The organism is Nonomuraea sp. NPDC050556 (genome assembly GCF_044457355.1).
Taxonomy (GTDB): domain Bacteria; phylum Actinomycetota; class Actinomycetes; order Streptosporangiales; family Streptosporangiaceae; genus Nonomuraea.
In genome coordinates this window covers 327,241-353,137 of record NZ_JBITGU010000001.1, presented here as the reverse complement: position 1 = coordinate 353,137, position 25,897 = coordinate 327,241, and the positions used below count along the sequence as shown (strand labels likewise).

Here is a 25,897-nt window from a genome sequence, read left to right as displayed (position 1 = left end):
ATCGTTTACTAAGTGACCGACAACGTACTCATCGCCGGCGCCGGCCCCACAGGCCTGGCCCTGGCCATTCACCTGACGCTCCACCACATCCCCGTCCGCGTCATCGACGGCGCCCCCGGCCCGGCCATCACCTCTCGCGCCCTGGGCCTCCAACCGCGTGGCGTCGAGGTCCTGGAACGCATCGGCGCGCTGGGCGACCTGCCGGAAAGGTCGCAGACCATGCTCAACATGTCCTACAACGAAGGATCCAAGACCGTGCTGCGGTTACACGTAGGCCAGGCCGCCGCCGTCATGCCGAAGCGAACGCTGCTGATCTCCCAGGCCGAGATCGAAGGCACGCTGCGGCAACGCCTGCGTGAACTCGGCGGCGACGTCGAGTGGGACACGCGACTGGTCGGGGCCCGCCAGGACGGCGCGGGTGTCACCGTCACCGCCCAGGCGGCCGATGGTACGCAGCAGCGCATCGAGACCGCCTGGCTGGTCGGCTGCGACGGCGCGCACAGCGTTGTGCGCAAACTCGCCGGTATCGGCTTCCCCGGCCGCAAGCTCATCCAGAACCTGCTGATGGTCGACGTCAAAGCCACCTGGCCCTACGACAGGAACGGCAGCACCACCTGGATGGACACCGGTCACATGCTGTCGGTGACCGCGCTGCCCGACGACACCTGGCGGGTGTTCTCGGAACCACCGTCGCCACCACCGGACGACCTGTCGGAAACCGAGATCACCGATCGCGTGCTGCGGGAGTTCTCCCGCCGCAGCGGGCTCGGGCTCGACACGGTCACCGAGGTCAAGTGGGCCTCGGAGTTCAGGATCCACCGCCGTCTCGCCGACAGCTACCGGCGCGGGAGGATCTTGCTGGCGGGCGACGCGGCGCACATCCAGAGCCCCACGGGCGGGCAGGGGCAGAACACCGGGCTCGGCGACGCGGAGAATCTCGCCTGGAAGCTGGTCCTGGTCGCCGGCGGTCGCGCCGACCAGCGACTGCTGGACACCTACGAAGGCGAACGGCGACCGCTGGCGGAAAAGGTGCTGAGGGCCACGAGTACGGCGGTGGGCATCATGCTGCCGGACACCCGGTGGAAGCGGCTGGTACGCGACAAGGTGGTCCTCCCCGCTGTCCGGCTGCCCGCCGTACAGCGGAAGCTTCTGCAGGTCTCCTCTCAGCTGGGCATCAGCTATCGGGGCGGGCCGCTGGCGCCGCGTTCGCACGGCGCGGGACCGCGCCCCGGCGACCGGATGCCGGACATCCGGTGCCGCCGTCGCGACGGCGGTGAGGTCACGCTCCACGCCGCGATCGAGGGCCGGTGGGCCGTCCTGTCGGGCGATGAGGGTGAGGCCGTACGGCACGCCGAGGCGGCGGCGGCCCAGCTCGGCGCCGACAACGTCATAGCTCTCATCACGGCCAACGAGGATGTGGTGCTGGTCCGCCCGGACGGGCACGTCGGTTGGCGTGGCAGCCCGGCACCAGACAAACTGACCGCATGGCTGAATCAGGTGCTGTGGCCGGCGTAGAACGCCACGGCCGCCCACGTGACCCGGGTAACGACGCCGCCATCCTGGAGGCGGCGCTCGACCTGTTGATCGAGCGCGGCGCCGCGGGCACCAGCATCGAGGCCGTCGCGCAGCGCGCCGGTGTGGCGAAACTGACCGTGTACCGGCGGTGGCGCTCCAAGGACGACCTGCTCATGGCCACGCTCGAACACGCCCGCGGCGCCGACCTGGACGCGCCACCGGCCGGGCGGAGCCTGGACGAGCTGGTCAGCTCCACCGCCGAACCCCTCAGCCAGCCCCGGTTCCGCATGTTGATGGCCCGGGTGATCGGGGCGTCGGTCGACTACCCAGACCTGGTGACCGCCTACCGCGCGCGCTACCTGCAGCCGCGGCTGGACACCCTGCCCGAGATCGCCCAGCGCGCCATCGACGCCGGTCAGCTGCCTGAGGGGACCGATCCCGCCCTCATCGCCGACATCCTGTCCAGCGCGATCGGATTCGTCCTGCTGCGTCAGGAGGAGATGACCGCAGCGGAGATCGAGGACCGGCTGCGGGCCCTGCTCCGGAGCATCGGCTACCAGGCGCCGGCCTCGAGGGCGGCGAGGTCGCGTACGGCGTAGCGGTGGTGCTCGGCCTCTTCCTTCAGCACCACCTTGAGGCAGCGGCGCACGACGTACTCCTGGTCGGGGTACGGGTCCGCCGGTTTACGGGCGCACACCCGGTCGAGCTCGGCCTCGGTGAGGCCGTCGATGACGCGACGCATCGTGGCCATGCGGGCGAGCCGTGGCGCGAGCACCTCGTCCAGTGTCGGGGTGGCTTCGAGGGTGAGCCCGAGTTTCGCCACCGCGTCGGGCGGCATCCCGCCATGCGGGAAGCCCAGCGGGTGGTACGGCGTTGCCGAGCCAGGCGTCGCCGGCGAACAGCAGGTGCCGATGGGTCTCGACGAACGACCACTCGCCGTCGACCCGCTCGTGCAGCTTGGCCTCGGGCAACAGCCTGGCGCGGTCGAGGGTCGCCGCCCACTGTGCCTCGATGGCGTGCCAGGCAGTCCGGTAGTCGTCGGGGGAAGCGGCCTCGCGGGCCAGCACGCGCGCGGGGTGGAGCCGGTCGAGCTCGGCTTCGACGTAGGCGGTCACGTCGACGTCGTTGACGACGACACGCTCGAAGGCGCCCATCGCGGCAGTCTTCCGCGCCCGCCCCTCCCGCGCCACCTTTGGGCACCCCGTTGAGAGGAGTCAGGAGCTCACCAAGAGGTGACGGCCACGAAGCGGCTGCCTTCGAGACATCCCCACGACGCGGGGCCGGGTCCGACCCGGCCCCGCGCCGTACCCTGCGTTATCTCCGTGCGATGGTGAGGGTGAAGTCCGCGCTACCGGACTTCCCGCCACCCGTCCCCGTGACCTTGATCTTGTACGTCCCCGGTGCGACAGAGAACGACGTGGTCAGGAACAACGTCGAGCTCCCCCCGGGGTTCACCGTCGCGGGCAGGAACTGGACCGTCACCCCGGCCGGGGCGCCGGACGCGGTGAGGGTGACCGGGCTGGTGGCGCCCGGCGCCTTGACGGTGGAGATGACCGAGAAGCCGGGCTGGATCGTCGCAGCGCTCGGCGACAGGCTGATGGTCAGGTCGCCCGGCTGGGTGCCGCCGACGGTCAGGGTGAGCGTGGTGGACCTGGTGCCCGAGCTGCCCGTCCCCGTCACCGTGATCTTGTGCTCCCCCGCCGGGGTGGTGGACGAGGTCTTCACGGTCAGCTTGGCGGTGCGACCAGCGGGGATCGACCTGGGCTGGAACACCGCTTCCGCACCGCTCGGCAGGCCCGAAGCGGACAGTTCCACAGATTCCGGAGAGTTGCCCGCGGTCGTGGTGACGTTGGTGGAGATGTAGCCGCCGGGATCCACCCGCACCGACGACGGGCTGACACCCAAGGTGAAGCCGCTCGGCGGCTGGTCCTCCTCGACCTTCTTCTTCACCCAGTCGCCCATGTCGTTGTCCAGGCGGCCGTAGACGCTGTACCACTTGAAGTCCGACCGGCTCCAGGACGCGACGCCGACGACCTTCCCGCCGACGATCAGCGGCCCGCCGCTGTCTCCGGGCAGGATGGTGATGTGCCCGTCGCCGTAGCCGGCGCAGATCATGGTCTCGGCCTTGAACCCGGCGCCGACGCCGGTACAGACCCGGGCGCCGTCCACGATCGGCAGCGTCGCCTTGTCCAGGGTGACGTCGGCCGGGCTGTCGTCGTGGGTCTTCTTGCCGTAGCCGAAGCCGAGGCCGTTGTCGCCGACCCTCCAGGCGCTGCCCGCGTCGGCCGAGGTGGCGAACGTGGCCCACTTCTCCTGCGGTACGGGGATGTCCTCGTTCGTGGTCACCACGGCCACGTCGTAGCCCTGGTCGAAGTTCACGTACTGGGGATGCTTGGCGTACTCCTTGACCGTCAGCCGCGTGCCCCCTCCGGCGTTGAGATCGTCCAGCCCGTACAGGAAGGACTTCATCCCGGCCGCGTCCGCGCAGTGCGCGGCGATGAGGATCTTGCGTTTGGCGATGACCGAGCCGGTGCAGCTCTGGCCCTGCGGGCGCGGGCCGCCCTCGCGTAACCCGGCGATGATCGCCGGGAACTCCGAGAGGGTGGCGTCCTGCCCGCCGTAGAACTTCGGCGACACGTCGCCGAGACCGGTCGGAACGGTGCCGCCCTCGTAGTTCGCCGCGGGGACGTCGGTGCCGGCCTGGGCGACACCGGTCACCCCGGACACGATCAGCGCGACGCCGGCGGCCGCGATCAGGATGCGCTTCATGGAGTCACCGTCCAGGCGTCGATCACGCCGGTGTCGTAGGTGTAGACGTCGGTCACGCGCAGCTTCCAGGTGCCGTTCTTCGTCTCGCCTGAGGCGTTGACCATGAAGACGGTGTGCACGCCCGTGGCCTCGCCCATGCCGCCGGACTTCTTGAGACCGAACACGGCGCCGGAGGGGCCGACCAGCTCGATCGCCAGGTCCGCTGTGAAGGTGTGGTTGATGTCGACCTTCACCGCGGTGGTCGCCGAGGCGTTGCCGGTGCAGCCGGTCACCGTCGCCGGGCTCTCCGCCGCGGCGCCCGCGTCCGGAATGGCCACGTCGGTGGCGTTGCTGCCCGCGGCGCAGGTGCCCCCGCCGCCGCCGATGAACTTGGTGTACAGCAGCTTGTTCGGCGTGCCGGACGGGAGGTCCGGGATCTTCCCGTCCGTCGCGTTGGCCACCAGCGCGTCACGCACCTGCTGCGGCGAATCACCCGGCTTCCACGTGCGGTACATCGCCGCGGCCCCCGCCACGTGCGGCGTTGCCATCGACGTGCCGGTCATGGTCGCCGTGCCGCCCTCACTCAGCGACAGCGACACGACGTTCTGCGCCGGGGCCGAGATGTCCACGCAGGTACCGTGGTTGGACCCGCTGTAGCGGGCGTCGCCGCCCTGGGAGGTGAGCGCGGTGCCGCCGACCGTGACGGCCTCAGGCACCCGCGCCGGGCTGACGTTGCAGGCGTCCTGGTTCTCGTTGCCCGCCGCCACCACGAACAGGTGCCCCTTGGCGGTGGCCGCCTTCAGCGCCTCGTCGCCGACTCCTGCGTTGTCCATCCGCAGGCTCATGTTGACGACGCTGTTGGGCGCGCCGTTGGCGGCGACCCACTCCATCGCCTGCACGGAGGCCGAGTCCGGTCCGGTGTTGCCGCAGTTGGTGCCCAGCGCGCGCAGCGCCACGAGCTTGACCTTCTTGGCCACGCCGTACGTCCTGCTGCCGATGGTGCCCGCCACGTGGTTGCCGTGGCCGAAGCAGTCGTTGCCGTTCTGGCCGTCGTCGATGAAGTCCGCGCCGACGCCGGCCCGGCCCTCGAACTCGGCGAAGTCCTTCTTGATCCCGGAGTCGATGATGTAGACGGTGGTGTTCGCTCCGTCCCCGTTCCACGCGTAGTTCTTGTCCAGCGGCGTGTCGCGCTGGTCGACCCGGTCCAGCCCCCATGTCGGGTTGGGCTGGTCGCCGGCCGTACTGGCGGTGCCGTCCTCGTAGACGGTGCGTACGGCCGGGTCGGCGGCCAGCCGCCGGGCCTGCTGCTCGGACATGGCGCGCACGGCGAACCCGTGGATCGTCGCGACGAACGTGGCCCTGAGGTCACCGCCGTACCTGCTCGCCAGGTTCGCGGAGGAGGTGCGGATCGCGGTGGGGTTCGCGTCCTTGAGCACCACGATGTAGCTGCCGGGGATGTGCTTCTTCGCCTGCACCACGTGCCCTGGCGGTGGCGCGGCGGCTGCGGCGGTGGTTGACCCGCCGGTCAATAACGCCGCGCCCACCAGGGCCGCGAAGATCTGCTTCATGCCGGTGTCCCTTCACGAGGGACGGGATAGGGGTACTTACGGGGTACTTGCATGAGGACTCCCAATCGCTGCGGCGGAAATACCGAGCCCACTCGGCGCTCACGATCACCCCTGGGCGAGTGCCGAACAATCGAGGTCCTGACGCGTAGGGGTACGTATTTATTGACCGCGTTCACTTACTAATCGCACGCACCACTGTGGCCGTACCTACGCTCAACGCATGAACCGCAGACGACCGGACATGGTCGGCCGGGACGCCGAATTGGCCACGCTGCTGAAGGTGGTGACCGGACCGCCGTCCTTGGCCTTCGTTGCGGGCGAGGCGGGCATCGGCAAGACCAGGCTGGTCCACACGCTCATCGCCGGCCTGCCCCAGAGCCGCCGCTGGGTGGCCGTCGGCAGTTGCCAGCCGGGCCCCGAACCCTTTCCGTACGGTCCCGTACTGGACTGCCTGCGCCGATGCGGTCCGCGACTGATCGGAGCCGAGCTGAACCCGGTCGTGGGCGCCGTCCGCCCCTACCTGCCGGAGATCGCGCACCTGCTCCCAGCGGCACCGGAACCGCTGGGTGAACCCAGCGCGGAACGGCACCGGTTCTTCCGCGGCGTCCGCGAACTGCTGTGCGCGCTCGGCACCTGCGTACTGATCATGGAGAACCTGCACTGGGCCGACGAGGGCACCCGGCACCTGCTGCGGTTCCTCCTCGCAGAACCACCGGACGGCCTGGCCCTGGTGCTCACCTACCGGCCGGAGGACCTGACCGACGGCGGGCCACTCGGCCTGGCCGCCACCCCCGACGGGGCCAGCACCGTGGCCCGGCTGTCCCTGTCCCCACTCGACCGCCGCGAGTTGCACGCCCTGGCGCTGGACATCCTGCCGGGCGTGGCCCTGGCCGCCACCTTCGTCACGGCCCTGCACGAACGCTCCGGCGGGATCCCCTACGTGGCCGAGGAAATCCTGCACGCCCTGGAGTCGGCGGCGCCCACGCCCGCGCACATCGACGCCGTGGACGTGCCCGCAGGGGTACTCGACACGACCGCGAGCCGCCTGGCCGCCCTGTCGGAGGACGCCGTGGCGCTGGTCCTGGCCGCGGCGGTCACCGACGCACCCGCGTCGGCGACCCTGCTGTCCCAGGTGGCCGGGCTGGACAGCGCCCGCACGCGGGTCGCGCTGGTGGAATCGCTACGCGGCAACATGCTGGTGCCTGCGGGTACCGGCAGCTACGGGTTCCGGCACGTTCTCGCCCGCCGCGCCGCCTACCAGCGCCTGACCGGACCGGAGAGCGAAGAACTGCACGTCCGCGCGATGCAGGCGTTACGCAAGGAACATCCGCTGCCGTACGCCCAGCTCGCCGAGCACGCCAGGTGCGCCGGGCGGCTCGTTGACTGGGTGTCGTACGGCGAAGCCGCGGCCGACGCCGCCTATTCCGCGGGTGACACGGACACCGCCACAGCGCTCCTGCGCCGGTTGCTGAACGAACCCGCGCTCGGGCCGTCCGACGTGGACCGGATCGCCGTGAAGTTCGCCCGAGCCGCACGCGCCGGGCTGGACCAGCGTGAGGCGACCGCGCTGCTGAGCAAGCTGATGGCCGACCCGCGGCTGTCGGCGGAGATCCGCGGCGAGATCCGCCTCAGCCTCGGCCTGCTCCTGGTCCGCGAGGAACGCGGGCTGGAAGCGGGCTGGATGGAGATCGAGCTCGCGGTCAACGAGCTGCGCGGCCGTCCGGAACTGGCGGCGCGCGGCATGAACGTGCTGGCCGAGCCGTACATCGGGACCAGGCCGATCGCGGAGAACCTGCGGTGGATGTCGCGGGCGGAGCAGGTGCTGGCCGACGCCACCGACCCGCAGCTGCGCGTCACCCTGCTCGCCAACGCCGTCGCCAACCGCGTGCACATCGGCGACCACGACGGCTGGGAACTGGCCAAGCAGCTGCCGGAACGGGTCGTCAGCGCGGCCGAGCACCGCGAGCTGGCCAGGGCGCACTGCAACCTGGCCGACGCGTGCTCGTGGACCGGCCACTACGACCTGGCGCGCACCCACCTGTCCATCGGGCTGCGCCTGGCGGCGGACTGCGACGCCGGTTACATCATGAGCGTCGGCCTCACGACCGAGCTGCGGCTCGACTGGTACGCGGGAACCTGGGCGCACCTCACCGGCAAAGCGGCCGCCTACCTGAACTCCTACTCCGAGCTGTTGCCGGTGACCACCGAGCTGGAGCTGGTGCTGGCGTGGCTGTCGGTGGCCCGCGGCGAATGGGAGACCGCGCTCGCGCACTTCGACAACACCGGCGTGCGCAACCCGGCCAACGCGATCACCCCGGTGGCGCTGTCCGCGCACGCCGGGATGATCAGGATGCACCTGTCCCGCGAGGACACCGACGCGGCCGTCGCCGAGGCCGGTACCGGGCTCGAACTGCTGCGCGCCAAGGGGGTGTGGTCCTGGGCCGGCGAACTCGTGCCCGCCGCGGTGACCGCGCTGTGCCAGGCCGGGCTGACCGGCCAGGCGGAGGACCTGCTCGCCGAGCTGCGCGCGCAGATCGACGGACGCGACGCGCCGGGCGCGGCGGCCGCGGTGAACGCCTGCCTCGGCGACATCGCCGCCGCCAGGAGCGCGCTGGCCGAGGCCATCGACCATTACGCGTCAGCGCAGCGGGCCTGCGCCCGGCTGCCCGCGCCCTACCAGGTGGCGCTGCTCGCGGAGAAGGAGGCGCTGTGCCGGTTACGGCTGGAGCAGCCGGACGCCACCGACGCGCTCACCGAGCTGGCCGAGACCTTCGACGGGCTCGGCGCCACCAGGGACGCGGCGCGTTGCCGTCATGTGCTGCGGGACAACGGATCGGCCGCCCAGTCCCGGCGGGGGCGGCGCGGGTACGGCAACGAGCTGTCGCCGCGGGAGCGGGACGTGGCTCGGCTGCTGGCGGGTAACCGTACCAACCGGGAGATCGCCGAGGTGCTGTTCCTGTCCAAGCGGACGGTCGAGCAGCATGTGGCCAGCGTGCTGCGGAAGCTCAGGGTGACGTCCCGGCACGACCTGGTCGAGCCTGACTGAGTTATGCGCCCTCGCTGTCGTCGCGCAGGGAATGGATCATGCCGCGCAGGATCCGGAGCGCGTCCGACCGCTCGGCCTCGGTCATGCCGGACAGCATCCTGACCTCGACGGACCGGACGGCCACGGTCGCCTTCGCGAGGCTGCGCCGGCCGCGGGGCGTGAGCCGCGTGGGGAGGGCCTTCCCGACGGGCGCCTCAGCCGGCCTGGTCACGTAGCCGTCTCGCTCCAGGGCCTGGAGCAGCACGTTCATCGACTGCCGTGTCACGAAGGCGCCGCGCGCGAGCTCGGAGTTCGACAGGCCGGGTCGCTGGGCCAGCAGTTCGAGGCAGGAGTAGTGCGTGATGCTCATCCCGAGCGGCCGCAACACCTCCTCCATGGCGGCGCGGAGCGCGCTCGACGCCTCCTTGAGCAGGTAGCCCAGTGACGTTTCCAGGTCGACACCGTTTTGCGTCATGTCAGTATTCTGACATAGGTTGAGCTGTGTCAGAAAACTGACACAAAGGAAGGAGTATCGTCATGCCCGTCACCGGCCCCGACTTCATCTCGCTCCAGGTGGGCGACCTCGACGCTTCGCAGGCGTTCTACGAGCAGTACCTCGGGCTCGTCCGCTCCCAGGCCGGGCCTCCGCACGCGGTCGTCTTCGAGACGGAGCCGATCGCGTTCGCGCTCCGCGACGTCGTGCCCGGCACCGATCTCGCCTCCGCGGCCCGGCCCGGGATCGGTGCCGCGATCTGGCTCCACGCCACGGACGTCCAGGCCATCCACGACGCTCTCACCGCTGACGGTCACACGATCGTCTCAGCACCGATCGACGGCCCCTTCGGCCGGACCTTCACCTTCGCCGACCCGGACGGCTACCACGTCACCCTCCACGACCGCGCCTGACTGGATGATCTACGCCTCGTGAGTTCTGCGGACGCAGCGGAAGCCGATGTGGCTCATCCCGGTGTCGATCATCTGCGGGCGGCGGGCCCCAGGCCGGTAACGCCTGCAGTAGCTGTCGGCGCACAGGTGGGATCCGCCCTTGATGACCTTGCGCGGGATGCGGAACTGCGGTTGCGCCGGGTCGTAGCTGTCCTCGACGCTGCCGCCGCGCGGGTTGCGCGGCGCGCAGCAGGGCTGGTCGTCATGCCGTTGTTCGGTGTACCAGTCCGCGGTCCATTCCCAGACATTTCCCGCCATGTCGTGCAGGCCGTACCCGTTGGCGGGAAAGGAGCCCACGGCTGAGGTCGTGCCGTACCCGCGCTCCGCCCGCCAGGGAAAGTCGCCGTGCCAGTAGTTGGCCAGCCGCTGTCCCGGTTGCTCGGGTTCGTGACCCCAGGTGAACGGCGCGCCGTCGAGGCCGCCGCGCGCGGCGTACTCCCACTCGGCCTCGGTGGGCAGCGCCAGCCCCGCCCAGCGGGCGTAGGCCTCCGCGTCCTCGTAGGCCACGTGGACCACGGGGTGGTCCTCGGTCCGCCTGCCGTACGGCTGGCGCCAGGACGCGCCGGGCACCCACGCCCACCACTGGCTCAGGTGGCGCAGGTCGACCGGGCCCGAGGTCGGCTGGAACACCATCGAACCGGGCACGAGGTTCTCCGGCGCGGCCCCGGGGAAGTCGGCCGGGTCCAGCGGCCGCTCGGCCACGGTCACGTAGCCGGTCGCGGCGACGAACGCCGCGAACGCCGCGTTCGTCACCGGGTGGGGGTCGATCCAGAACCCGTCCACGGCAACGGCCCGGACGGGGGCCTCCTCCGGATAGTGGTCGTTCGACCCCATCTGGAACAGGCCCCCGGGAATCCACGTCAGCGCGTCAGTTGTGAGTGCCACTACCGTGTTCCGCCATCTTGGCCAGAGCGTCGTCGATGGTGAAGGACGCCGCCTTCTGCGCCGGTGGATACTCGGCGAACGTCTTGGCGAACTCGACCGCGATCTTCTGCGCCAGGAACGTCAGGTACCCCTTGGACATGAACCAGTCCCAGTAGGTGTTGGAGGTTTTGTCTGCGCGCTCGAACGGGTCGGTGCGCAGGTTGTAGATCTTGGGGATGCGCAGCACGGTGAACGGGTCCGCCCACAGCTCCAGCGTGCCCTCGGTGCGCTGCTCCATGAACACGAACTTCCAGTTGTCGTAGCGCAGCGCGACCAGGTTGCCGTCGTCGTCGAAGTAGATGAACCCCTCGCGCGGGCTCCTGTCCACCTCGCCGGTCAGGTAGGGCAGCAGGTTGTAGCCGTCGATGTGGTTCCTGAACGTCTTGCCCGCCGCCTGGTGGCCCTTGAGCAGCTTCTCCTTGACGTCCGGCTCCCCCGCGGCCGCCAGGAACGTCGGCAGCCAGTCGTGGTGCTGGACGATCTCGTTCGACACCACCCCCGCCGGGATCTTCCCCGGCCAGCGGATCACCAGCGGGACGCGGAACGCGCCCTCCCAGTTGGTGTCCTTCTCGCTGCGGAACGGCGTCATCGCCCCGTCCGGCCAGGTGTTCATGTGCGGGCCGTTGTCGGTGCCGTACATGACGATCGTGTTCTCGGCCAGGCCGAGCTCGTCCAGGTGCGCGAGCACGTCGCCGACGTTGCGGTCATGGTCGATCATCGTGTCGTGGTACGGCGACTGCCAGCGGCCCGCTTGGCCGAGACTTTCAGGCTTCGTGTGCGTACGCAGATGCATGTGCGTGGTGTTGAACCACACGAAGAACGGCGTGCCGGCCTCGCTCTGGCGGGAGATGAAGTCCTTGGTCGCCTCGGTGAACTCGTCGTCGCAGGTCTCCATGCGCTTGCGGGTCAGCGGGCCGGTGTCCTCGATCGTCTGCTTGCCGACCCGCCCGAACCTGGGGTCCTCGGTCGGGTCGTCGACGTCGGTCGCCTTGCACCGCAGCACGCCGCGCGGCTTGAACTGCGCGTGGAAGCCGGGGAACTCGCTCTCCTTGGGGTAGTCGGGGTCCTCCGGGTCCTCCTCGGCGTTGAGGTGGTAGAGGCTACCGAAGAACTCGTCGAACCCGTGCACCGTCGGCAGGTACTCGTTGCGGTCACCCAGGTGGTTCTTGCCGAAGTGGCCGGTGGCGTAGCCGTGGTTCTTCAACAGCTCGGCGATCGTCACGTCCTCGGCCTGCAGGCCGACCTCGGCACCGGGCATCCCGACCTTGGTCAGGCCGGTGCGGAAGCCGCTCTGTCCGGTGATGAAGGAGGCGCGGCCCGCCGTACAGGACTGCTCGCCGTACGAGTCGGTGAAGCGCATGCCCTCCTCGGCGAGCCGGTCGATGTTGGGGGTGCGGTAGCCCATCAGGCCGTCGCTGTAGCAGCTCAGATTGGTGATCCCGATGTCGTCGCCCCAGATCACCAGGATGTTGGGCTTCTCGCTCTGCGTCACCGTGCGTTCCTCCCCTGTCGTGCGCCAAGGGAAGATCAAGCCCGGTGTATCACTCGTTTGACCTGCGTTTATCGGGAGACGAGCACCTTATGGAATTTCTCGCATCGTGGCGTGACACACCTACCAGGGCCGCGATCACCTCGTTCGTGGAGTCGCTGACCCTTCCCGGCGAGGAGCGGGTCGCGGTCTTCGACAACGACGGGACGCTGTGGTGCGAGAAGCCGATCCCGATCCAGCTCGACTTCAACCTGCGCCGGTTCGCCGAGCAGGCGGAGCAGGATCCGGGCCTGCGCTCGCGGCAGCCGTGGAAAGCGGCCTACACCAAGGACTTCGCGTGGCTCAACGAGGCGGTGGTCAAGCACTACAACGGCGACGACACCGACCTCGGGGTTCTCGCGAAGGGTGTCGAGCAGGCCTTCACCGGCGTCACCGTGCAGGACTACGCCAAGGCCGTGACCAGGTTCTTCGCCGAGGCCACCCATCCGACGCTGCGCAAGCCGTACAGCCAGTGCGTCTACCAGCCGATGATCGAGCTCCTGCGCTACCTGGAGGCCAACGGTTTCGCCACCTACATCGCCTCGGCGGGTGACCGGGACTTCATGCGGCCCATCGCTCAGACCTTCTACGGCATCCCGCCCGAGCGCGTCATCGGCAGCAGCATCGCCCTGACCTACCGGGACGGGGAGGTGGTTTACAAGGATCGGGTGGAGTTCTTCGACGACGGGCCGGAGAAGCCGCCGCGCATCTGGAGCAGGCTGGGGCGGCGGCCGGTGATCAGCGTGGGCAACTCCAACGGGGACGTGCCCATGTGGGAGTTCGGCGACGGTCTGGGGCTGTTGCTGCACCACGACGACGCCGAACGCGAGTTCGCCTACGACACGGGGGCGGAGAAGGCCCTGGCCCAGGACTGGACCGTGATCAGCATCAAGGACGACTGGACGACGGTCTTCCCCGGCAGCGTCTGACCTCAGCGGGGGACAGCGTGGGGATCGATCAGGTCGGCGGCCGCCATCGCCTCGTCGAGCGTGTCATAGGTGTTCAGCACCTGGAGAGCGCCGGTGATCTCCAGCACGCGCACCACGCGCTCGTGCGGAGCGGCCAGATGCAGCTTGGTGCCGTGGCTGTCGGCGCGGTGGTTCTGCTCGATGAGCACGTACAGGCCGGAGCTGTCCATGAAGGACACCCCGGCCAGCTCCAGCACCAGCGGGAGCTCGGGCCGCCGATGTTCGCGCTGGATGTAGGCGGCGAGGTCGCCGGCGTTGGAGGCGTCCAACTCACCCGACACGGTCATCAGGATGCCGCCGGGCAAAGGCCGGCAGGTCACCCACAGCGGGCTCACGCCGACCCGGTCGGCGGCCAGGTTTTCACGATGGTAGCCATGCACATGTTCAGACATCGCAATACCCGCCCCCCTCGGCCGGGATGGGAATCTGGCTCAGCGGAACCATAAAGCCTGAAGCATGTTACCTGAAATACTTTTCCTATAAACCCGGAGGAAGGTAACCAAATCGACACTGCCCGGTACCTGGCAGACTCGGAACCGTGAACGCTGCGCAGCCTCCGGCCTGGACCTTCCTCACCCACCACGCCCGCGTGCTGCTGGAGATCGCCCGCAACCCCGAGGTACGGCTGCGCGAGATAGCCTCCTGGATCGGGATCACCGAGCGCACCGTGCAGAGCATCGTCAACGACCTGCACGAGGCCAACTACGTCACCCGCGAACGCGTCGGCCGCCACAACCGCTACACGCTCAACGTCGACCAGCACTTCCGGTATCCCACCGAAGCCGGCATCCCCATCGGCCACCTGCTCGCCATGTTCACCGATCGAGACCTCCCCCAGGATGAGCTGCTGGATGACTAGCCCGGCGCCGCGCGGGTAGACGCGTGCACCATGAATGAGACGATGGCGAAACCAGCAAGGATGGTGGGAGGCGTGCTTGGCGGCCTCGTCGCCGGGACCATCTTCAAGCAGGTGTGGAAGGTCGCTTCAGGCAAGCCGGAACCGCCGCGGGCGGACTCGACCCGGTACGGCTGGGGCGAGGTCCTGGTCGCCGCGGCGCTCCAGGGCGCCATCTTCGGCGTGGTCAAGGCCACCATCGAGCGCGCCTCGGCCCACGACGAGTGACCCATTCCACGCGATCGAGCGGTGCTCCTACCGCAGCTCGGGCAGGACCTTGGTGGCGTAGAACTCGAAGAAGGCGTCCTGGTCGGGGCCGATCTGGCTGATGTGGATCTCGTCGAAGCCCGCGTCCACGTAAGCCTTGATCGCTTGGAGGTGCTCGTCGGGGTCGGGACCGCATGGCGAGCCCTTGGCCGCCTCCTGCGGCGTGACCATCTGGGCCAGCTCCTCGAAATGCCTGGGCAGCGGCAGGAGCTGGGACGCCTCGCCCACGATGCCCTGGGTGGGCCACAACCGGTGGACGGTGGCCTGGCCCTGCTCCTGGTCGGGCGCGTGGCACACCTTCAGCCCGCCCTGCACCGGCTTCCCCGCGCCGCCCGCCTTGCGGAAGCGTTCCACCAGCTCCGCGCTGGGACCCGTGCAGATGTAGCCGTCGGCGATCCGCCCGGCCAGTTCCACCGACTTCTCCCCGAACCCCGACATGTAGACCGGCGGCGGCTGGTCGGGCAGCGTGTACAGGCGGGCGGTGTCCACGGTGTAGTGCTCGCCGCGGTGGGTGACCAGCTCGCCGGCCCACAGCCGCCGCATCAGGGCGACCGCCTCCTCCAGCATGTCCAGGCGCTCGGCCGCCGGTGGCCAGCGCGAGTCCACGATGTGCTCGTTCAGCGCCTCACCCGTGCCGACGCCCAGCCGGAACCGGCCGCCGGCGAGTACCGCGCTGGTGGCCGCGGCCTGGGCGATGACCGCCGGGTGGATCCTGACCAGCGGGCAGGTGACCGCGGTCGTGATCGGCAGGGAGACGACCTGCGAGAGCGCGCCGATCACCGACCAGACGAACGAGCTCTGCCCTTGCTCGTCCAGCCATGGGTGGTAGTGGTCGGAGATCCACAGGCTCTCGAAGCCGGCCTGCTCGGCGAGCTTCGCCTGCCGTACCAGCTCTTCCGGGCTGTGTTCCTCGCTTGACAGGAAATATCCAAACGTGGTCATCGGCTCCTCCTTCCGGAGTCCCATACCCGGCTGACCAGGATGAAACTGCAGTTTGCGGGCCGGTGGAGGGGTAGACGAGCATCTGACCCGCTGCTGAGAATCCGCCCTGGAGGGGATCATGGGAGCCGAACAGAACCAGCCAGAAGGAGTGACGCCCGCCGGTCAGCCCGAGGTCAGGACCACACCTCGCGATGTGGTCCACCTCAGACTCGGCTCGTTCGCCTTGGTCGGGATAGTCGTCATCGGCGCGCTCGGACTTCTGGCCGGGATCACCTGGCTCAGCGTCGTCATGGCGGTGCTGGCCGTGGTGGTGGTCGTCGACATGGTCCTGGCCCTGCGCCGCCAGTCCCGCGCCAGGGGCACCACCGAAGCGGGCTAGGCCTTGGTGATCGGTCTTCAGTCGCTGGTGAGCGCGTCCAGCAGGTCGCCGACCGGGGAGTCGGGCAGCGCGCGGCAGACGTCGGCCAGCGCGACCATGCCGACGAGCGACTGGCCGTCGATGACCGGGAGGCGGCGGACCTTGTGGGTGGCCATCGTGCGCAGGATCTCGCGCGCGTCGTCGTCGGCGCCGATGGTGAAGGGCTTGCCCTGGGCCAGCTCGCCGGCCAGGCAGGACTTGGGGTCCTTGCCCTTGGCGAGCACCTTGACGACGATGTCGCGGTCGGTGAGCATGCCCTTGAGCCGGTCGTCGTTGCCGCAGATGGGCAGCGAGCCGACGTCGAGGCGAGCCATCTTCTCGGCGGCCTCGACCACGCTCTCGTCGACGTTCACGCATTCGGCGTTGGGCGTCATGATCTCTCTTGCGGTTGGCATGAGGTCTCCTCTGGTCGGGAGCCGCCCTTCTACCCCCGTTCCGTCCAAGTACGCGAACCCTGGTTCCACCTGGCATGTACGGCGGTGCCCACGCCTCGGTCCACCGCCCCCGTCGAGCGCTGCGACCCCCTCGTCATCTCGGTGAACAACCCGCGCATGAGGTTGACCCTCTCGCGGTGACCGGCATCTTGCCCGAGCACTGTCCCCCTCGCTCGACCGCCACCCAGCGTCGGAGTAGGAAGAGCTGGGGTTCTGTCCGGTCGGACTGTCCCGAAGCTGCCGCGCGGTCAGCCCCTCCACCTGCTCGGTGAACGTATGCACCTGGCAGGCGAGGTCGTCGCAGATCAACCGGCGAGCCTCCGACTCGACCTTGGACCGGCCGGCCCGCGCATGACAGGTCATGCAATCGCCGCCGACACCGCTCGTCTCGACGGTGAGAGCCCACCAAGGTGGCGCCTCGGTGGGCTCGGTCATCCGGACGGGGACGCTAGCGCTCGTAGACGTACTCGACGCGCAGCCCGGGCGAGGTGAGGATGTCCTTCTCGCAGAACCTCCCCCTCAGGGTGCGTTCCGCAGAAAAGAGCTCGGTCTGGTCGCTGTAGTGCGGGGAGTTCGGGTTGGGGGACTGCGAGAAGCTCAGGAGCGTACGGGCCACCGGGCAGCGGCTGCCGTCGAACCCGACTGCCTGGAGGTAACTGGTGCCCATGGCCACCTCGGTGTAGCCGCCTGACCGGTCGTCCCACACCGGCTCGGTCTTGTTCCACACGCCCAGGGACTCCGTACCTCCGGGTACGGGGATGCGCTTGCCGTTCCGGACGACGACCTGGTGGTCACCCAGCAGCGCGTCCAGTGCGATGCCCGAGGCCCGCAACTCGCCGACCGCGTCGGCCAGGGACTGCGCGAAGGCGGGCAGGCCGGTGTTGAGCGTGTTCGGGGTCCGGGCCGGGTCGTCCTTGGAGAACGGGACCCGCCACAACTGCGCGGCGGGCACGGCCACGATCATCCTCCGCCAGAAGCGGTCGAAGAGCAGTGCGCCCTTGCTGTCGGTGTTGGCGGTCCTGTCCCATCCGGCGAGCACCTGGCAGGCCTGCGACACCTCGACCGCCTTGCCGTCGCTGCCGGTCGCCGTACCGCCGGGAAGTTCCGAGCAGGCGCGCGCGGCGTCGTCGGCGGCCAGGTCGCCCGCCGTCACGCGGTTGGCGAACTGCTGCTTCAGCAGGTCGTCGACGGTCAGCCCGCCGCGCTCCGCCATGGCTTTGACGTCCGCGACTCCGCCGCGCGTACGCAGCGAGCGAGGCGTGTTGACGTCACCGAAGACCCGAGGGTAGCCGGTGATCGGCCGGTCGAGGTTGGCGAGCCAGGCGCTGTTGTTGGAGTTCACGGCGTAGGGCGCGTTCTTCAGGGTCGGCATCGCGGACGGTCCGAAGATCCCGGGCTGTACGGCGCCGGGGTCCTTGCCGAGATCGCACTCGCCGCGCGAGCCGTCGAGCACCGCGAGGCCGGTGGCGGGGTAGATCTGCTGCCCGAGCGGGGTGGAGCAGCGCCCGGTGACGTCGTCGGTGATCCGGGGCACCACCTGCGACTGCGTGAACACGCTGTGACCCTCCGCGTCCGCCGCGATGGTGTTGACCCACGGCATGCCCTGGGTACGGTCGACGGCGTCGAGGAGCTCGTCCACGCTGCGGGCCTTGCCGTACCCGAGCACAGTGTCCACCATCCGCAGGTTGGCCGCGTTCGGGTCGTTGAAGGCGTAGGCGGACGACGAGGTCCAGGGCAGCGCCAGCGTTCCGAGCGAGGTGATGACGGGTCCGTAGCGCGTCCACCACTGGGTGCTCTTCACCTCGGTCATGCGCCCGTCTTCACCGCGCACCGGCACGGTGACGGTGCGGCGGGTCATCTGCTCGGCCTTGCCGTCCACCAGGTAGGAGGTCGGGTCCGAGGGGGCGAGCTTGAGCTCGTAGAGACTGAACGACACGCCCGTGGCGACGGTGAGGCTCCAGGCGACGCGAGCGTTGTGCCCGACCTGGATCACCGGGAAGCCGAGCAGGGTGCCTCCGGCCACGTTGAGTTCGCCGGGGATGGTCGTCTGCGACTGCCAGAAGCGGCGCCCCCCGTGCCAGGGGTAGTGCGGGTTGCCGAGAAGAAGCCCGCGCCCGTTCGCCGTCGTGGAACCGCTGAAGGCGACCGCGTTCGAGCCCCGGTCGGTGTTGTCGGCCGAGAGGAACTCACGCGCCGCCCGCGCCTGATCGTCGGCGCCGGCCGTACGGGCCGCTTGGGCTGAGGCGCCGGGCGGTTGGGCGGCGGTGATGCCGTCCACAACGCGGCCCTGGCCGCCGAGCACGGCGAGGGCGTACGCGCGCCGGGCCACGTCCAGCTCCGTCACCGGGCGGACCCAGTCGGCGCCGCGGCAGGCCGGATCGGTGATGCGGTTCTGGCGCAGCCAGGCGTTGTAGCCCGCCGCCCAGCCGCGCATCAGGTCCTTGGCCTGACGGCTGAGGCCGGCCGGAGCGGGCTGGGCGAGGAGCTTCTCCACGCTGCCCTCGTCGCGTACGCCGCGGAAGTACAGGTCGCTCGCGAGGTTGGTGGACGCCGCGGACATCGCCTCGTCGCGCTGTCCGTCCGCCCCGAAGTGGCGCGACCGCTCGCCCTGGACGGTGACGAACCCGTTGGCGAGCTCACACACCTGGTCGGTGGCCTGGGCCCAGCCGACGCCGAAGCCGAGGTTCGGATAGTCCTTGGCGAGGATATGGGGTATGCCGTACTCGGTGTAGCGGATGGTGGCGGACAGACGGCCGTGTGAGGGCCGGTCCGTGTACCCCGGGTCGGCCCTGGCGGACTGCTGCGGCAGTGTGGCGGTGACGCTCAGTAACGCGGCACCGGTCAGTGCGAGGCGTCGTAGGAAGTGGTGGTTGGCCACAGATCCCTCCTAAGGGGGCGGCGATCTGATCGATGGGTCAAAAGCCTCGACGGCATCCTGCCCAAGGCGCTGAAGTCTCATGGCCGTCGAGCCGCCGATCTTTACAGGGCGAAACGGTCCATGTGGATGCGCCCTGGTCTACCTGCGAGGCGACGTTCTCGCCGCCGGTGATGATCATCGCCTTCGGCATTACGAAACAAGAGTTGCGTAATTGCGGGAGACAGGTGTAGCTTTTATTTCGCTACCCAGGTAGCGGAAAAGGAGGCCCCGATGGCACCCCGTGGACGACCGCGTGACGCCCAGGTGGACGAGCGCGTGCTGCGCATCGCCGCCGCCCTGATCTTCGAGCGCGGCTACGCGGGCATGTCCATCGACGAGGTCGCCGAACAGGCGGGCGTGGCCAAGACCACGCTGTACCGCCGCTGGCCGACCAAGGACCACCTGGCCGTCGCGGTGGTGGCACGGCTGCAGGAGGACGACGAGATCACCGACACCGGTGACATCCGCGTCGACCTCGTCAACTACCTGGACAAGATCGCCGCAGGGCTCAACCGCATGCGCCTGGCGGGCCACAACCAGACCCCCTCGGCCGGGGTGGTCGGCGAGCTGGTGGCCGCCGCCGCCAAGCACGACGACATCGGCCGCCTCACCCGCGAGCAGTACGGCAGGCGCAACGCCATCGCGCTCGCCCTCATCGAGCGAGCCCGCCTGCGCGGCGAGCTACGCGCGGACCTGGACGCCGAGGCGCTGTTCGACCAGCTCGCCGGCGCCCTCTACTACCGAGTCATCATCACCGGAGCGCCCGTCGACCGAGCCTACGCAGAGCGGCTCGTCGCCAGCGCCCTCGAAGGGAACCTGACATGTCACTGATCGTGGAAACCGCCATCGTCCGCGAGGTCGACGCCGAGACCATCGTCTCCCCCAGCGCCACCGGACGGCTGCTGCTCGACTCCAGCCACACCGGCGGCGCGCTGAGCACCATCAGGATGACCCTCACCGAGGGTGCCGACGGCGCCGTCCCCCACCACCACGCCACCTCCACCGAGCTGTTCTACATCCTGGACGGCAAGGCCCGCGTCCTGTCCGGAGAGGAGATCGTCACCCTGGAGAAGGGCGACGTGGCGGCCGTACCCCCCATGACCCCCCACGCCTTCGCCGCCGCCCCCGGCCACACCGCCGACCTGCTCATCATCGTCGCCCCCGGCATCCAGCGCTTCGACTACTTCCGCCTGCTCGACCGCCTCCGCAGGGGCGAGGCCACCCTCGAGGAGCTGCTGGCCTCCCAGGAGCTGTACGACAACCACTTCCTCAACAGCCCCGCCTGGACCCACGACCGCCGGCAAGCACAGTGAACCGGCGAAGCCGAGCAGATAACGAAGGGTGAGGACGACACACCCATCCGTTACGTGCCGGGCTCCGAATAGCCCGGTGTGAGGGACCTTGAGCTGAAACAACCCGCGGGAGAGTTCCTGCGCCTGGTCGGCCAAGGTGATCAGCGGGCCTTCGCCCGCCCGTACGAGCACGAACGCGGCAGCGCTCGCGTGGACCGGGCGGTCGAGGGCAAACAGGAGCAAGAGCGGGTACGGCGCCGCCTGGACCGGCTGCACCAGGCCTACCCCGTGCTGGGGGTGGCGACGTGAACGACACCGTGCACACGCTGTCGGGCGCCTACGCGCTGGACGCCCTGCCGCCCGACGAGCTGCGCGCCTTCGAACGGCACCTGACCCGCTGCCCGGACTGCGAGAGCGAGGTCGGCACCCTAAGGGAGACCGCGGCCCGGCTGGCGCTGGCAGCGGCCGAGCGGCCGCCACCCCAGCTCAAGACCAACGTGCTGGCCCAGATCCGCGAGCAACGCCAGCTCCCCCCGAAGGGGCCCATCCCCGTCGCCCACCGGCCCGGCAGGCAACGTGAGGTCGCGGCAGCGGCCCTGCTCGTGGCCGCGGCCGTCCTAGGTGTCCTGCTGACCCGCGCCAACACCGACCTCGACCTGGGCAGGGAACGCGAGCAGGCCATCGCCGCCGTCCTGGCCGCCCCGGACGCCAGACGGGTGTCGACGTCGATCGAGGGCGCGCGAGCGACCGCCATCTTCTCCTGGGCGTCCGGCGAGCTGGTCTTCGCCGCCCCGGACCTACCGGCGCTTCCCGCCTCCCAGGACTACCAGCTCTGGGCCATCGAGCCGGGCGGGATCCGCTCAGCGGGCCTGGTCCCCCGCGACCCGGCGCCCGTGCTGGCCGGTGCTCTCCAGCCAGGCGACCGGCTCGGCATCACCATCGAGCCGCGCGGCGGATCGGAGCAACCGACCACGCCCCCGCTCGCCGTACTGACCCTGCCTGACCCCGCTTAGGTTCCGTGCCTCTGTGCCGGCCAGTCCCGGCCGTTTCTACGGTTCCCCGGCGCCGATCCACTGATCGGGCCCGGGCTCCAGCATCACCGCGGCACGCGCCCATTGATCGCTGAACTGATCCCGGAGCTGGTCGAGGATGGCCTCATCCGACTCCGACCACTGCACGGGCTCGGTGATCGGGGCGCTCAACGGCACAGGTCGCGCCCGCCCCCGCACGCTGGCGCCGCTGAGCTTGGCGATCGCATCCGGGTGCCCGGTTTCGGCAGCGAGCCGGAAGAAGAAGCGCGCGACGCTGCTCTTGGCGGACCCGTCGGCCTCCAGGAGGCAGCCATGGCGGTAGGCGAGGGCGGCAGCCTCGGTACGCAGGTCCGGACTGTCGCGCAGCGCCGCGGCCTCGGCGTGACCGGCGGCGACCGCCCGGCACAACCATTCCCGGCTGTCGTGACCCCAGCCCCGCAACACGGTGAGCAGGGCGAGGTGGAAACACGCCTCGCCGTCCCCGCCCAAGGCCAACTGCGCCAGGTGCGCGGCGACACGGCCGTGATGGTCGAGGTAGCACCGGATCGTCTCCGTGGCGGTCAGCCGATCGACGGTACTCACCTCGGGTACGGGTGCCGAGACGGGCCCAACCGCTTCCGAGCAGGCCGGGCCGGAGTTTCTGGCGCGCTGCCAGCGCGCCTTCCACTCCGCCACCTGTACCGGGCCCAGGTCCAGGCGCACCTGACGGGCAGCCTCATGGCAGGTCTCCACGAAGGAGATCACCCAGGCCCAGGACGGCACGCCGACGCGCTTGCCCTTGAGGATCTCCTGGGTGGTGCTCGACGCGAGGAGACGACGGGCCCGCACGCCGTCCGGCAGCGGGTGCCGCGACAGTTTCTCCAGCTCGGACAGCGACGGGCTACTGGCTTGCTCCCGTAGCTCGTTGAGCTGGCCGATAAAGGCGCGATGCGCAGCACTGTGCTCATGGGTCATCACTGATAACCAGATCCGTGATCTTTTGATGGGAGGGGATGTCACTGGCGTGATTGGAGATGTCCGCGAATCGTGACAAGAGACATGCTGCCACCGAAGCTAGGCAAACCGCCTGCCGATCAATCATTCGGGATCCTTCGATCCAACCCCGATCGGTTCCGCGAAACACCGTCCGACCGATCCCGGCCGATCACAGCTGTTTCCGGAGGACATCGAACGATGTCGAAGGAACGCCGCCGTCCGGTGGTGCGTTCTGCCCATCACGTTCGGGATCGTCCGATCACGTTTGACTCGCTGGCGGCCCTGCCGAGGCAGGGGCATCGTGATCGCCGTAGCGCCCCCTCCCCAACCTCCGAAGGGCCACCGATGCAGTGCCATGCCACCTCCGCCGCCCCGTCCTGCCCAGCTGGTCCCCGGCCCAGCGGATGCTGGCACCCCGACTGCCCCTGCGACGCCGAGGAGATGGCCGGCTACATGGTGATGATCTGGGCGCTGCGGAGCGGCCGGGTCCCGCTCGCACCCCCGTTCGAGCAGTTCACCGCCGAAGAACTGATCACGTTCTGGGCCGACGACCTGACGGCGTCCGACGACAACCCCCTGTGAAAGACGAGGCTTCCGGTGTTCTCCCTCCCCGCGCTGTTCACCCTGCTGGCCACCCTCGTGACGGCCTCGATCGCCTGCGCGCTCACTCTGGCCGCCAGCGGAGCCTGGCCCGCCGCGCTGCTCAGCGGAGGCGCGGTCGGCGCGGCCACCCTGGGCACCGTACCCAGGCTCATCAACAAGGACCGTCCCGACGACGAAGGGTGACACCGGGGAGACGTGAGTCGCCGCGCTTCCGATGCCATCGGGTCAGCCCTCTACGGCCTGGCCACCAGAGCCGTGAGGCGCCTTCCCCGCGACATGAGCCTGACGTCCGCCGCCACCTTGGCCACACTGGACAAGACCGGCCCGCGGCGGATCACCGATCTGGCGGTCGCCGAGGGCGTCACCCAGCCCGCGATGACCGTCCTGGTCCGGGTGATGGAGGAATCCGGGCTGGTCGAGCGGAAGGGCGATCCGTCCGACAAGCGGGTCACGCTGGTGTGCCTGACCGAGGCCGGCGCGTCGTACGTCCGGGCGCGGCGCCAGGCGGGCGTCGAGGCGTACGCGCGGTTGATCGACGAACTCACCGGTGACGAGGTCGAGGCCTTGGCGGCGGCCCTTCCTGCGCTGCTGCGTCTGGCGGAGCTCGAAAGCCGCGCCCGGCAGGAGTCGGACCGGTGACTGCCCTGACACGTTCCGAGGCACGTCTGCTGGTGCCCGCGCTGATGTTCATCGCCCTGCTCAGCGGCGCCGTCGCCACACCCGTCCTCGGCCGCCTGGGGGCCGGTCCGCACCGGCGGGCCGCGATTCTCGCCACGCTGGCGATCGTCGTCGTCGGCAGCGCGCTCACCGTGCTGCCGCTGCCGTTCGCCTGGCTGCTCGTGGGCAGAGCGGCCCAAGGCGTCGGGCTCGCCGTCGCCCTCGTGACGGCCTGGCGCTCCATGCCCGCGGCGCCCGAGGGCCGCTCCGCTCACGTGAGCGTGGCCGGTGCGCTCCGCCTGGCCGGTGGACTGCTCCTCGTCCTGTTCCTGGCCGGCGAGGGGAGCCTGTGGACCGGGCACCTCGCCGTGGCGGTGGCCCTTGCCTGCGCCGCCGTACTCCTGCTCACGCTCATCACCCGCTACGCGCAGGCGCCGCACAGCGCCGGCTACGGGTTCGGGCTGACCACCTTCGTGGCGGGGCTGGTCCTCATCCCGTTCTCCGTGCTGGGGTTCGTCGCCGGCAAGCTCACGCCGCGGGTCCGGACGCGGATCGACGGCCCCCTGCTCCTGGCCGGCAGCGCCGCCATGCCCGGCGTCATCCTCGCCGTCACGCCCAGGAGCGAGACGTCGAGCGCTATGAGCTTCAACTACGTCGTCCGCAGCGTCGGGTACTCCCTGGGCAGCGCCGTCGGCGGTCTGGTCCTGGCCTACGGAACCACCACGGGCCGCCTGTCCCCGGACGACGGCGCCTACACGACCGCGGCGCTGGTCGGCGTCGCCGCGATGGCGGTCACGGCGATGACCAGCCTCGCCCTGGCATCCCGGCGCCCACGCGAGACGAATCCGGTCACGGCCCCAGCCGATTGATCGAAGCCGTCCGACCTGGACGCGCGGGCGGCTTGCCGTACCTGGGCAAGGCCACACCGCGCGCGGGATCGCCGGTACTACCTCGGGTCGCCGGGCAGACGGCCGTAGTAGCCGCCGACCTGGTCGCGGTAGCCGCTGTCCCGGTAGGTGTCCTTGTCGAACTCGGGCGCGTCCTTGATCTCTGCCTTGGTGCGCGCGAGGTGGACCTTACGTTCCTGCGGGTCGATCTGGGTGACGGTACCGGCGGGCAGGACCCGCTTCTTGCCGAAGATCCAGGGACCGGTGTCGACGACGATGTAACTGTCGCCCACCACGTGACTGGCCTCGTCGACCGAGCCGATGGACCCGTCGGTGGCTTCGACGTCGAAGCCGACGATGTCCAGGCTGTCGTCGCCGTGGACGCCGGAGTTGTAGGACCACATGTCGCTTGCCAAGATTTCCTCCTGTGAGGGTGGAGAACAGGACTCACCCACCCTGCCCCGCTCTCAGCGGCTAAACAGCGCTCGGGATGTCGAGGGGGTCGTTGGGGGCGTCGGCCTTGGCTTTGGCCATCTGCTCGCCCAGCTCCCGCAGCCGCGCCCGGCCCATGGCGGCGCGCACCTTGGGGAACCACTCCTTCTCCTCCTCCTCGACGTGGTGGCGGACGTTCTCCATCAGGACGGTCATCTTGGCGACGTAACGCTCGTCGGCCGGGTCGAGGTTCTTGAGCTCCGAGAGCATCCAGACGACGACGTGATGTTCCTCCACGCTCTCCAGGACGTGGTCGACGGTGTCGGGGGCTCCGGCGCGGGCGGCGGGGTAGAAGAGGTTCTCCTCGATGTAGGTGTGGGTGGTCAGCTCCTCGACGACCTGGGCGACGATCTTCTGCTTCTCCTTGTAGGCCTTGGGGCCGGCCTTCTCGAACTGCTTGAACAGCTTCTCGACGGTCTTGTGGTCGTCCTTGAGCAAGACGATGGCGTCCATGGCGGTTCTCCTCCGATGGTTGGCAGGCAGGCGCACTACCCGGCGAACCTGCCTTGACACCCAGGTGTGCGAGCGCCTCCGAGGGGCAGGTGGGGATTCCCGTTGCTGAGCAAGGAGCAGGAAATGACCGTCACGGGCATCATCACCGCCATCGTCATCGGCGCCATCATCGGCGCGCTGGGCCGCCTGGTCGTCCCGGGCAAGCAGAACATCCCCATCTGGCTGACCATCGTGGTCGGCATCGTGGCCGCCTTCATCGGCACCGCGATCGCCGGCGCGTTCGGCGCCGCGGAGACCAAGGGCATCGACTGGATCGAGCTCCTGCTGCAGGTCGCCGTCGCCGCCGTCGGCGTCATCGTCACGGTCAGCCTGTACGGCAGGCGCGGCATACGCCGCTAACCCGCACGTGCGCC

At 69.7% G+C, this 25,897-nt stretch carries 30 protein-coding genes and 1 pseudogene; 17 read left to right on the top strand and 14 right to left on the bottom strand.

Going from position 1 to position 25,897, the window contains the following annotated elements:
* Positions 1-12 precede the first annotated feature (12 nt).
* Complete coding sequence (locus tag ACIBG8_RS01735; RefSeq protein ID WP_397340518.1) at positions 13-1,515, top strand: FAD-dependent monooxygenase; 1,503 nt, start codon at positions 13-15, stop codon at positions 1,513-1,515.
* On the top strand, positions 1,485-2,114 hold the full coding sequence (locus ACIBG8_RS01730; RefSeq protein ID WP_397340516.1) for a TetR/AcrR family transcriptional regulator: 630 nt from the start codon (positions 1,485-1,487) through the stop codon (positions 2,112-2,114). The genes ACIBG8_RS01735 and ACIBG8_RS01730 overlap by 31 nt, the downstream gene beginning before the upstream one ends.
* Here the strand turns inward: ACIBG8_RS01730 and ACIBG8_RS01725 are convergent.
* From ACIBG8_RS01725 to ACIBG8_RS01710, 4 genes and pseudogenes are all read right to left on the bottom strand, one after another.
* Positions 2,069-2,353, bottom strand: a complete 285-nt coding sequence (locus ACIBG8_RS01725) for a DinB family protein (RefSeq protein ID WP_397340515.1) — start codon at positions 2,351-2,353, stop codon at positions 2,069-2,071. The genes ACIBG8_RS01730 and ACIBG8_RS01725 overlap by 46 nt on opposite strands.
* Positions 2,354-2,393: 40 nt before the next feature.
* Positions 2,394-2,669: pseudogene (locus tag ACIBG8_RS01720) on the bottom strand (DinB family protein); the annotation flags it as partial.
* A 160-nt stretch (positions 2,670-2,829) separates the two neighbouring features.
* Complete coding sequence (locus ACIBG8_RS01715; RefSeq protein WP_397340514.1) at positions 2,830-4,284, bottom strand: trypsin-like serine protease; 1,455 nt, start codon at positions 4,282-4,284, stop codon at positions 2,830-2,832.
* Positions 4,281-5,831 (bottom strand): S8 family serine peptidase, encoded by a 1,551-nt coding sequence (locus ACIBG8_RS01710; RefSeq protein WP_397340513.1) that lies wholly within the window; start codon positions 5,829-5,831, stop codon positions 4,281-4,283. The genes ACIBG8_RS01715 and ACIBG8_RS01710 overlap by 4 nt, the downstream gene beginning before the upstream one ends.
* Before the next feature lie 220 nt (positions 5,832-6,051).
* On the opposite strand from ACIBG8_RS01710, the gene ACIBG8_RS01705 reads away from it, so the two are divergent.
* A complete protein-coding gene (locus tag ACIBG8_RS01705) occupies positions 6,052-8,877 on the top strand; it encodes an ATP-binding protein (RefSeq protein ID WP_397340512.1) in 2,826 nt (941 codons plus the stop codon).
* Position 8,878: 1 nt separating this feature from the next.
* On the opposite strand, the gene ACIBG8_RS01700 is transcribed toward ACIBG8_RS01705, so the two are convergent.
* Complete coding sequence (locus tag ACIBG8_RS01700) at positions 8,879-9,331, bottom strand: MarR family winged helix-turn-helix transcriptional regulator (protein ID WP_397340511.1); 453 nt, start codon at positions 9,329-9,331, stop codon at positions 8,879-8,881.
* 62 nt (positions 9,332-9,393) lie between these two features.
* On the opposite strand from ACIBG8_RS01700, the gene ACIBG8_RS01695 reads away from it, so the two are divergent.
* A complete protein-coding gene (locus ACIBG8_RS01695; protein ID WP_397340510.1) occupies positions 9,394-9,762 on the top strand; it encodes a VOC family protein in 369 nt (122 codons plus the stop codon).
* Between the two features lie 9 nt (positions 9,763-9,771).
* On the opposite strand, the gene ACIBG8_RS01690 is transcribed toward ACIBG8_RS01695, so the two are convergent.
* A complete protein-coding gene (locus tag ACIBG8_RS01690; protein ID WP_397340509.1) occupies positions 9,772-10,686 on the bottom strand; it encodes a formylglycine-generating enzyme family protein in 915 nt (304 codons plus the stop codon).
* Positions 10,670-12,217 (bottom strand): arylsulfatase, encoded by a 1,548-nt coding sequence (locus ACIBG8_RS01685; RefSeq protein WP_397340508.1) that lies wholly within the window; start codon positions 12,215-12,217, stop codon positions 10,670-10,672. Before ACIBG8_RS01685 ends, ACIBG8_RS01690 begins: the two co-directional genes overlap by 17 nt.
* An 89-nt stretch (positions 12,218-12,306) precedes the next feature.
* On the opposite strand from ACIBG8_RS01685, the gene ACIBG8_RS01680 reads away from it, so the two are divergent.
* Positions 12,307-13,182 carry an HAD family hydrolase gene (locus ACIBG8_RS01680; RefSeq protein ID WP_397340507.1) on the top strand — a complete coding sequence of 292 codons (876 nt, stop codon included), beginning with the start codon at positions 12,307-12,309 and terminating at the stop codon, positions 13,180-13,182.
* Positions 13,183-13,184: 2 nt separating this feature from the next.
* On the opposite strand, the gene ACIBG8_RS01675 is transcribed toward ACIBG8_RS01680, so the two are convergent.
* The gene (locus ACIBG8_RS01675) at positions 13,185-13,613 is read right to left on the bottom strand and encodes an STAS domain-containing protein (RefSeq protein WP_397340506.1); all 429 of its coding nucleotides are present in this window, start codon (positions 13,611-13,613) and stop codon (positions 13,185-13,187) included.
* Between the two features lie 146 nt (positions 13,614-13,759).
* Here ACIBG8_RS01675 and ACIBG8_RS01670 point away from each other — a divergent pair, with 146 nt between their 5' ends.
* Positions 13,760-14,080 carry a helix-turn-helix transcriptional regulator gene (locus ACIBG8_RS01670; protein ID WP_397340505.1) on the top strand — a complete coding sequence of 107 codons (321 nt, stop codon included), beginning with the start codon at positions 13,760-13,762 and terminating at the stop codon, positions 14,078-14,080.
* A gap of 30 nt (positions 14,081-14,110) precedes the next feature.
* Positions 14,111-14,344, top strand: coding sequence for a DUF4235 domain-containing protein (locus ACIBG8_RS01665; RefSeq protein ID WP_397340504.1), 234 nt, complete (start codon positions 14,111-14,113; stop codon positions 14,342-14,344).
* A gap of 27 nt (positions 14,345-14,371) precedes the next feature.
* Here ACIBG8_RS01665 and ACIBG8_RS01660 read toward each other — a convergent pair whose 3' ends face one another.
* Positions 14,372-15,325 (bottom strand): LLM class F420-dependent oxidoreductase, encoded by a 954-nt coding sequence (locus ACIBG8_RS01660; protein WP_397340503.1) that lies wholly within the window; start codon positions 15,323-15,325, stop codon positions 14,372-14,374.
* A 118-nt stretch (positions 15,326-15,443) separates the two neighbouring features.
* On the opposite strand from ACIBG8_RS01660, the gene ACIBG8_RS01655 reads away from it, so the two are divergent.
* Positions 15,444-15,704, top strand: coding sequence for a hypothetical protein (locus ACIBG8_RS01655; protein WP_397340502.1), 261 nt, complete (start codon positions 15,444-15,446; stop codon positions 15,702-15,704).
* Between the two features lie 17 nt (positions 15,705-15,721).
* On the opposite strand, the gene ACIBG8_RS01650 is transcribed toward ACIBG8_RS01655, so the two are convergent.
* A complete protein-coding gene (locus ACIBG8_RS01650; protein WP_397340501.1) occupies positions 15,722-16,138 on the bottom strand; it encodes a CBS domain-containing protein in 417 nt (138 codons plus the stop codon).
* 487 nt (positions 16,139-16,625) lie between these two features.
* Positions 16,626-19,055, bottom strand: coding sequence for a penicillin acylase family protein (locus tag ACIBG8_RS01645; RefSeq protein ID WP_397340500.1), 2,430 nt, complete (start codon positions 19,053-19,055; stop codon positions 16,626-16,628).
* A gap of 270 nt (positions 19,056-19,325) precedes the next feature.
* On the opposite strand from ACIBG8_RS01645, the gene ACIBG8_RS01640 reads away from it, so the two are divergent.
* From ACIBG8_RS01640 to ACIBG8_RS01625, 4 genes are all read left to right on the top strand, one after another.
* Positions 19,326-19,925, top strand: a complete 600-nt coding sequence (locus ACIBG8_RS01640; RefSeq protein ID WP_397340499.1) for a TetR/AcrR family transcriptional regulator — start codon at positions 19,326-19,328, stop codon at positions 19,923-19,925.
* Positions 19,916-20,407, top strand: a complete 492-nt coding sequence (locus ACIBG8_RS01635; protein WP_397340498.1) for a cupin domain-containing protein — start codon at positions 19,916-19,918, stop codon at positions 20,405-20,407. Before ACIBG8_RS01640 ends, ACIBG8_RS01635 begins: the two co-directional genes overlap by 10 nt.
* A 78-nt stretch (positions 20,408-20,485) precedes the next feature.
* Positions 20,486-20,695, top strand: a complete 210-nt coding sequence (locus ACIBG8_RS01630; RefSeq protein ID WP_397340497.1) for a hypothetical protein — start codon at positions 20,486-20,488, stop codon at positions 20,693-20,695.
* Positions 20,692-21,399, top strand: coding sequence for an anti-sigma factor domain-containing protein (locus ACIBG8_RS01625; RefSeq protein WP_397340496.1), 708 nt, complete (start codon positions 20,692-20,694; stop codon positions 21,397-21,399). Before ACIBG8_RS01630 ends, ACIBG8_RS01625 begins: the two co-directional genes overlap by 4 nt.
* Before the next feature lie 36 nt (positions 21,400-21,435).
* On the opposite strand, the gene ACIBG8_RS01620 is transcribed toward ACIBG8_RS01625, so the two are convergent.
* The gene (locus ACIBG8_RS01620) at positions 21,436-22,371 is read right to left on the bottom strand and encodes a hypothetical protein (RefSeq protein WP_397340495.1); all 936 of its coding nucleotides are present in this window, start codon (positions 22,369-22,371) and stop codon (positions 21,436-21,438) included.
* Between the two features lie 462 nt (positions 22,372-22,833).
* Here ACIBG8_RS01620 and ACIBG8_RS01615 point away from each other — a divergent pair, with 462 nt between their 5' ends.
* The 4 genes from ACIBG8_RS01615 to ACIBG8_RS01600 are packed head-to-tail and all read left to right on the top strand — an operon-like array spanning position 22,834 to position 24,521.
* Positions 22,834-22,974: a hypothetical protein gene (locus tag ACIBG8_RS01615; RefSeq protein ID WP_397340494.1), complete on the top strand. Its 141-nt coding sequence runs from the start codon at positions 22,834-22,836 to the stop codon at positions 22,972-22,974.
* 15 nt (positions 22,975-22,989) lie between these two features.
* Positions 22,990-23,178 carry a hypothetical protein gene (locus tag ACIBG8_RS01610; protein ID WP_397340493.1) on the top strand — a complete coding sequence of 63 codons (189 nt, stop codon included), beginning with the start codon at positions 22,990-22,992 and terminating at the stop codon, positions 23,176-23,178.
* A gap of 12 nt (positions 23,179-23,190) precedes the next feature.
* Positions 23,191-23,634 (top strand): MarR family winged helix-turn-helix transcriptional regulator, encoded by a 444-nt coding sequence (locus ACIBG8_RS01605; RefSeq protein ID WP_397340492.1) that lies wholly within the window; start codon positions 23,191-23,193, stop codon positions 23,632-23,634.
* A complete protein-coding gene (locus tag ACIBG8_RS01600; protein WP_397340491.1) occupies positions 23,631-24,521 on the top strand; it encodes a hypothetical protein in 891 nt (296 codons plus the stop codon). Before ACIBG8_RS01605 ends, ACIBG8_RS01600 begins: the two co-directional genes overlap by 4 nt.
* 77 nt (positions 24,522-24,598) lie before the next feature.
* On the opposite strand, the gene ACIBG8_RS01595 is transcribed toward ACIBG8_RS01600, so the two are convergent.
* Together ACIBG8_RS01595 and ACIBG8_RS01590 are read right to left on the bottom strand one after the other, a co-directional pair.
* A complete protein-coding gene (locus tag ACIBG8_RS01595; protein WP_397340490.1) occupies positions 24,599-24,955 on the bottom strand; it encodes a PRC-barrel domain containing protein in 357 nt (118 codons plus the stop codon).
* 58 nt (positions 24,956-25,013) lie between these two features.
* The gene (locus ACIBG8_RS01590; RefSeq protein WP_397340489.1) at positions 25,014-25,484 is read right to left on the bottom strand and encodes a hemerythrin domain-containing protein; all 471 of its coding nucleotides are present in this window, start codon (positions 25,482-25,484) and stop codon (positions 25,014-25,016) included.
* Positions 25,485-25,607: 123 nt separating this feature from the next.
* On the opposite strand from ACIBG8_RS01590, the gene ACIBG8_RS01585 reads away from it, so the two are divergent.
* Positions 25,608-25,883, top strand: a complete 276-nt coding sequence (locus tag ACIBG8_RS01585) for a GlsB/YeaQ/YmgE family stress response membrane protein (RefSeq protein WP_397340488.1) — start codon at positions 25,608-25,610, stop codon at positions 25,881-25,883.
* The last annotated feature ends 14 nt before the right edge of the window (positions 25,884-25,897 follow it).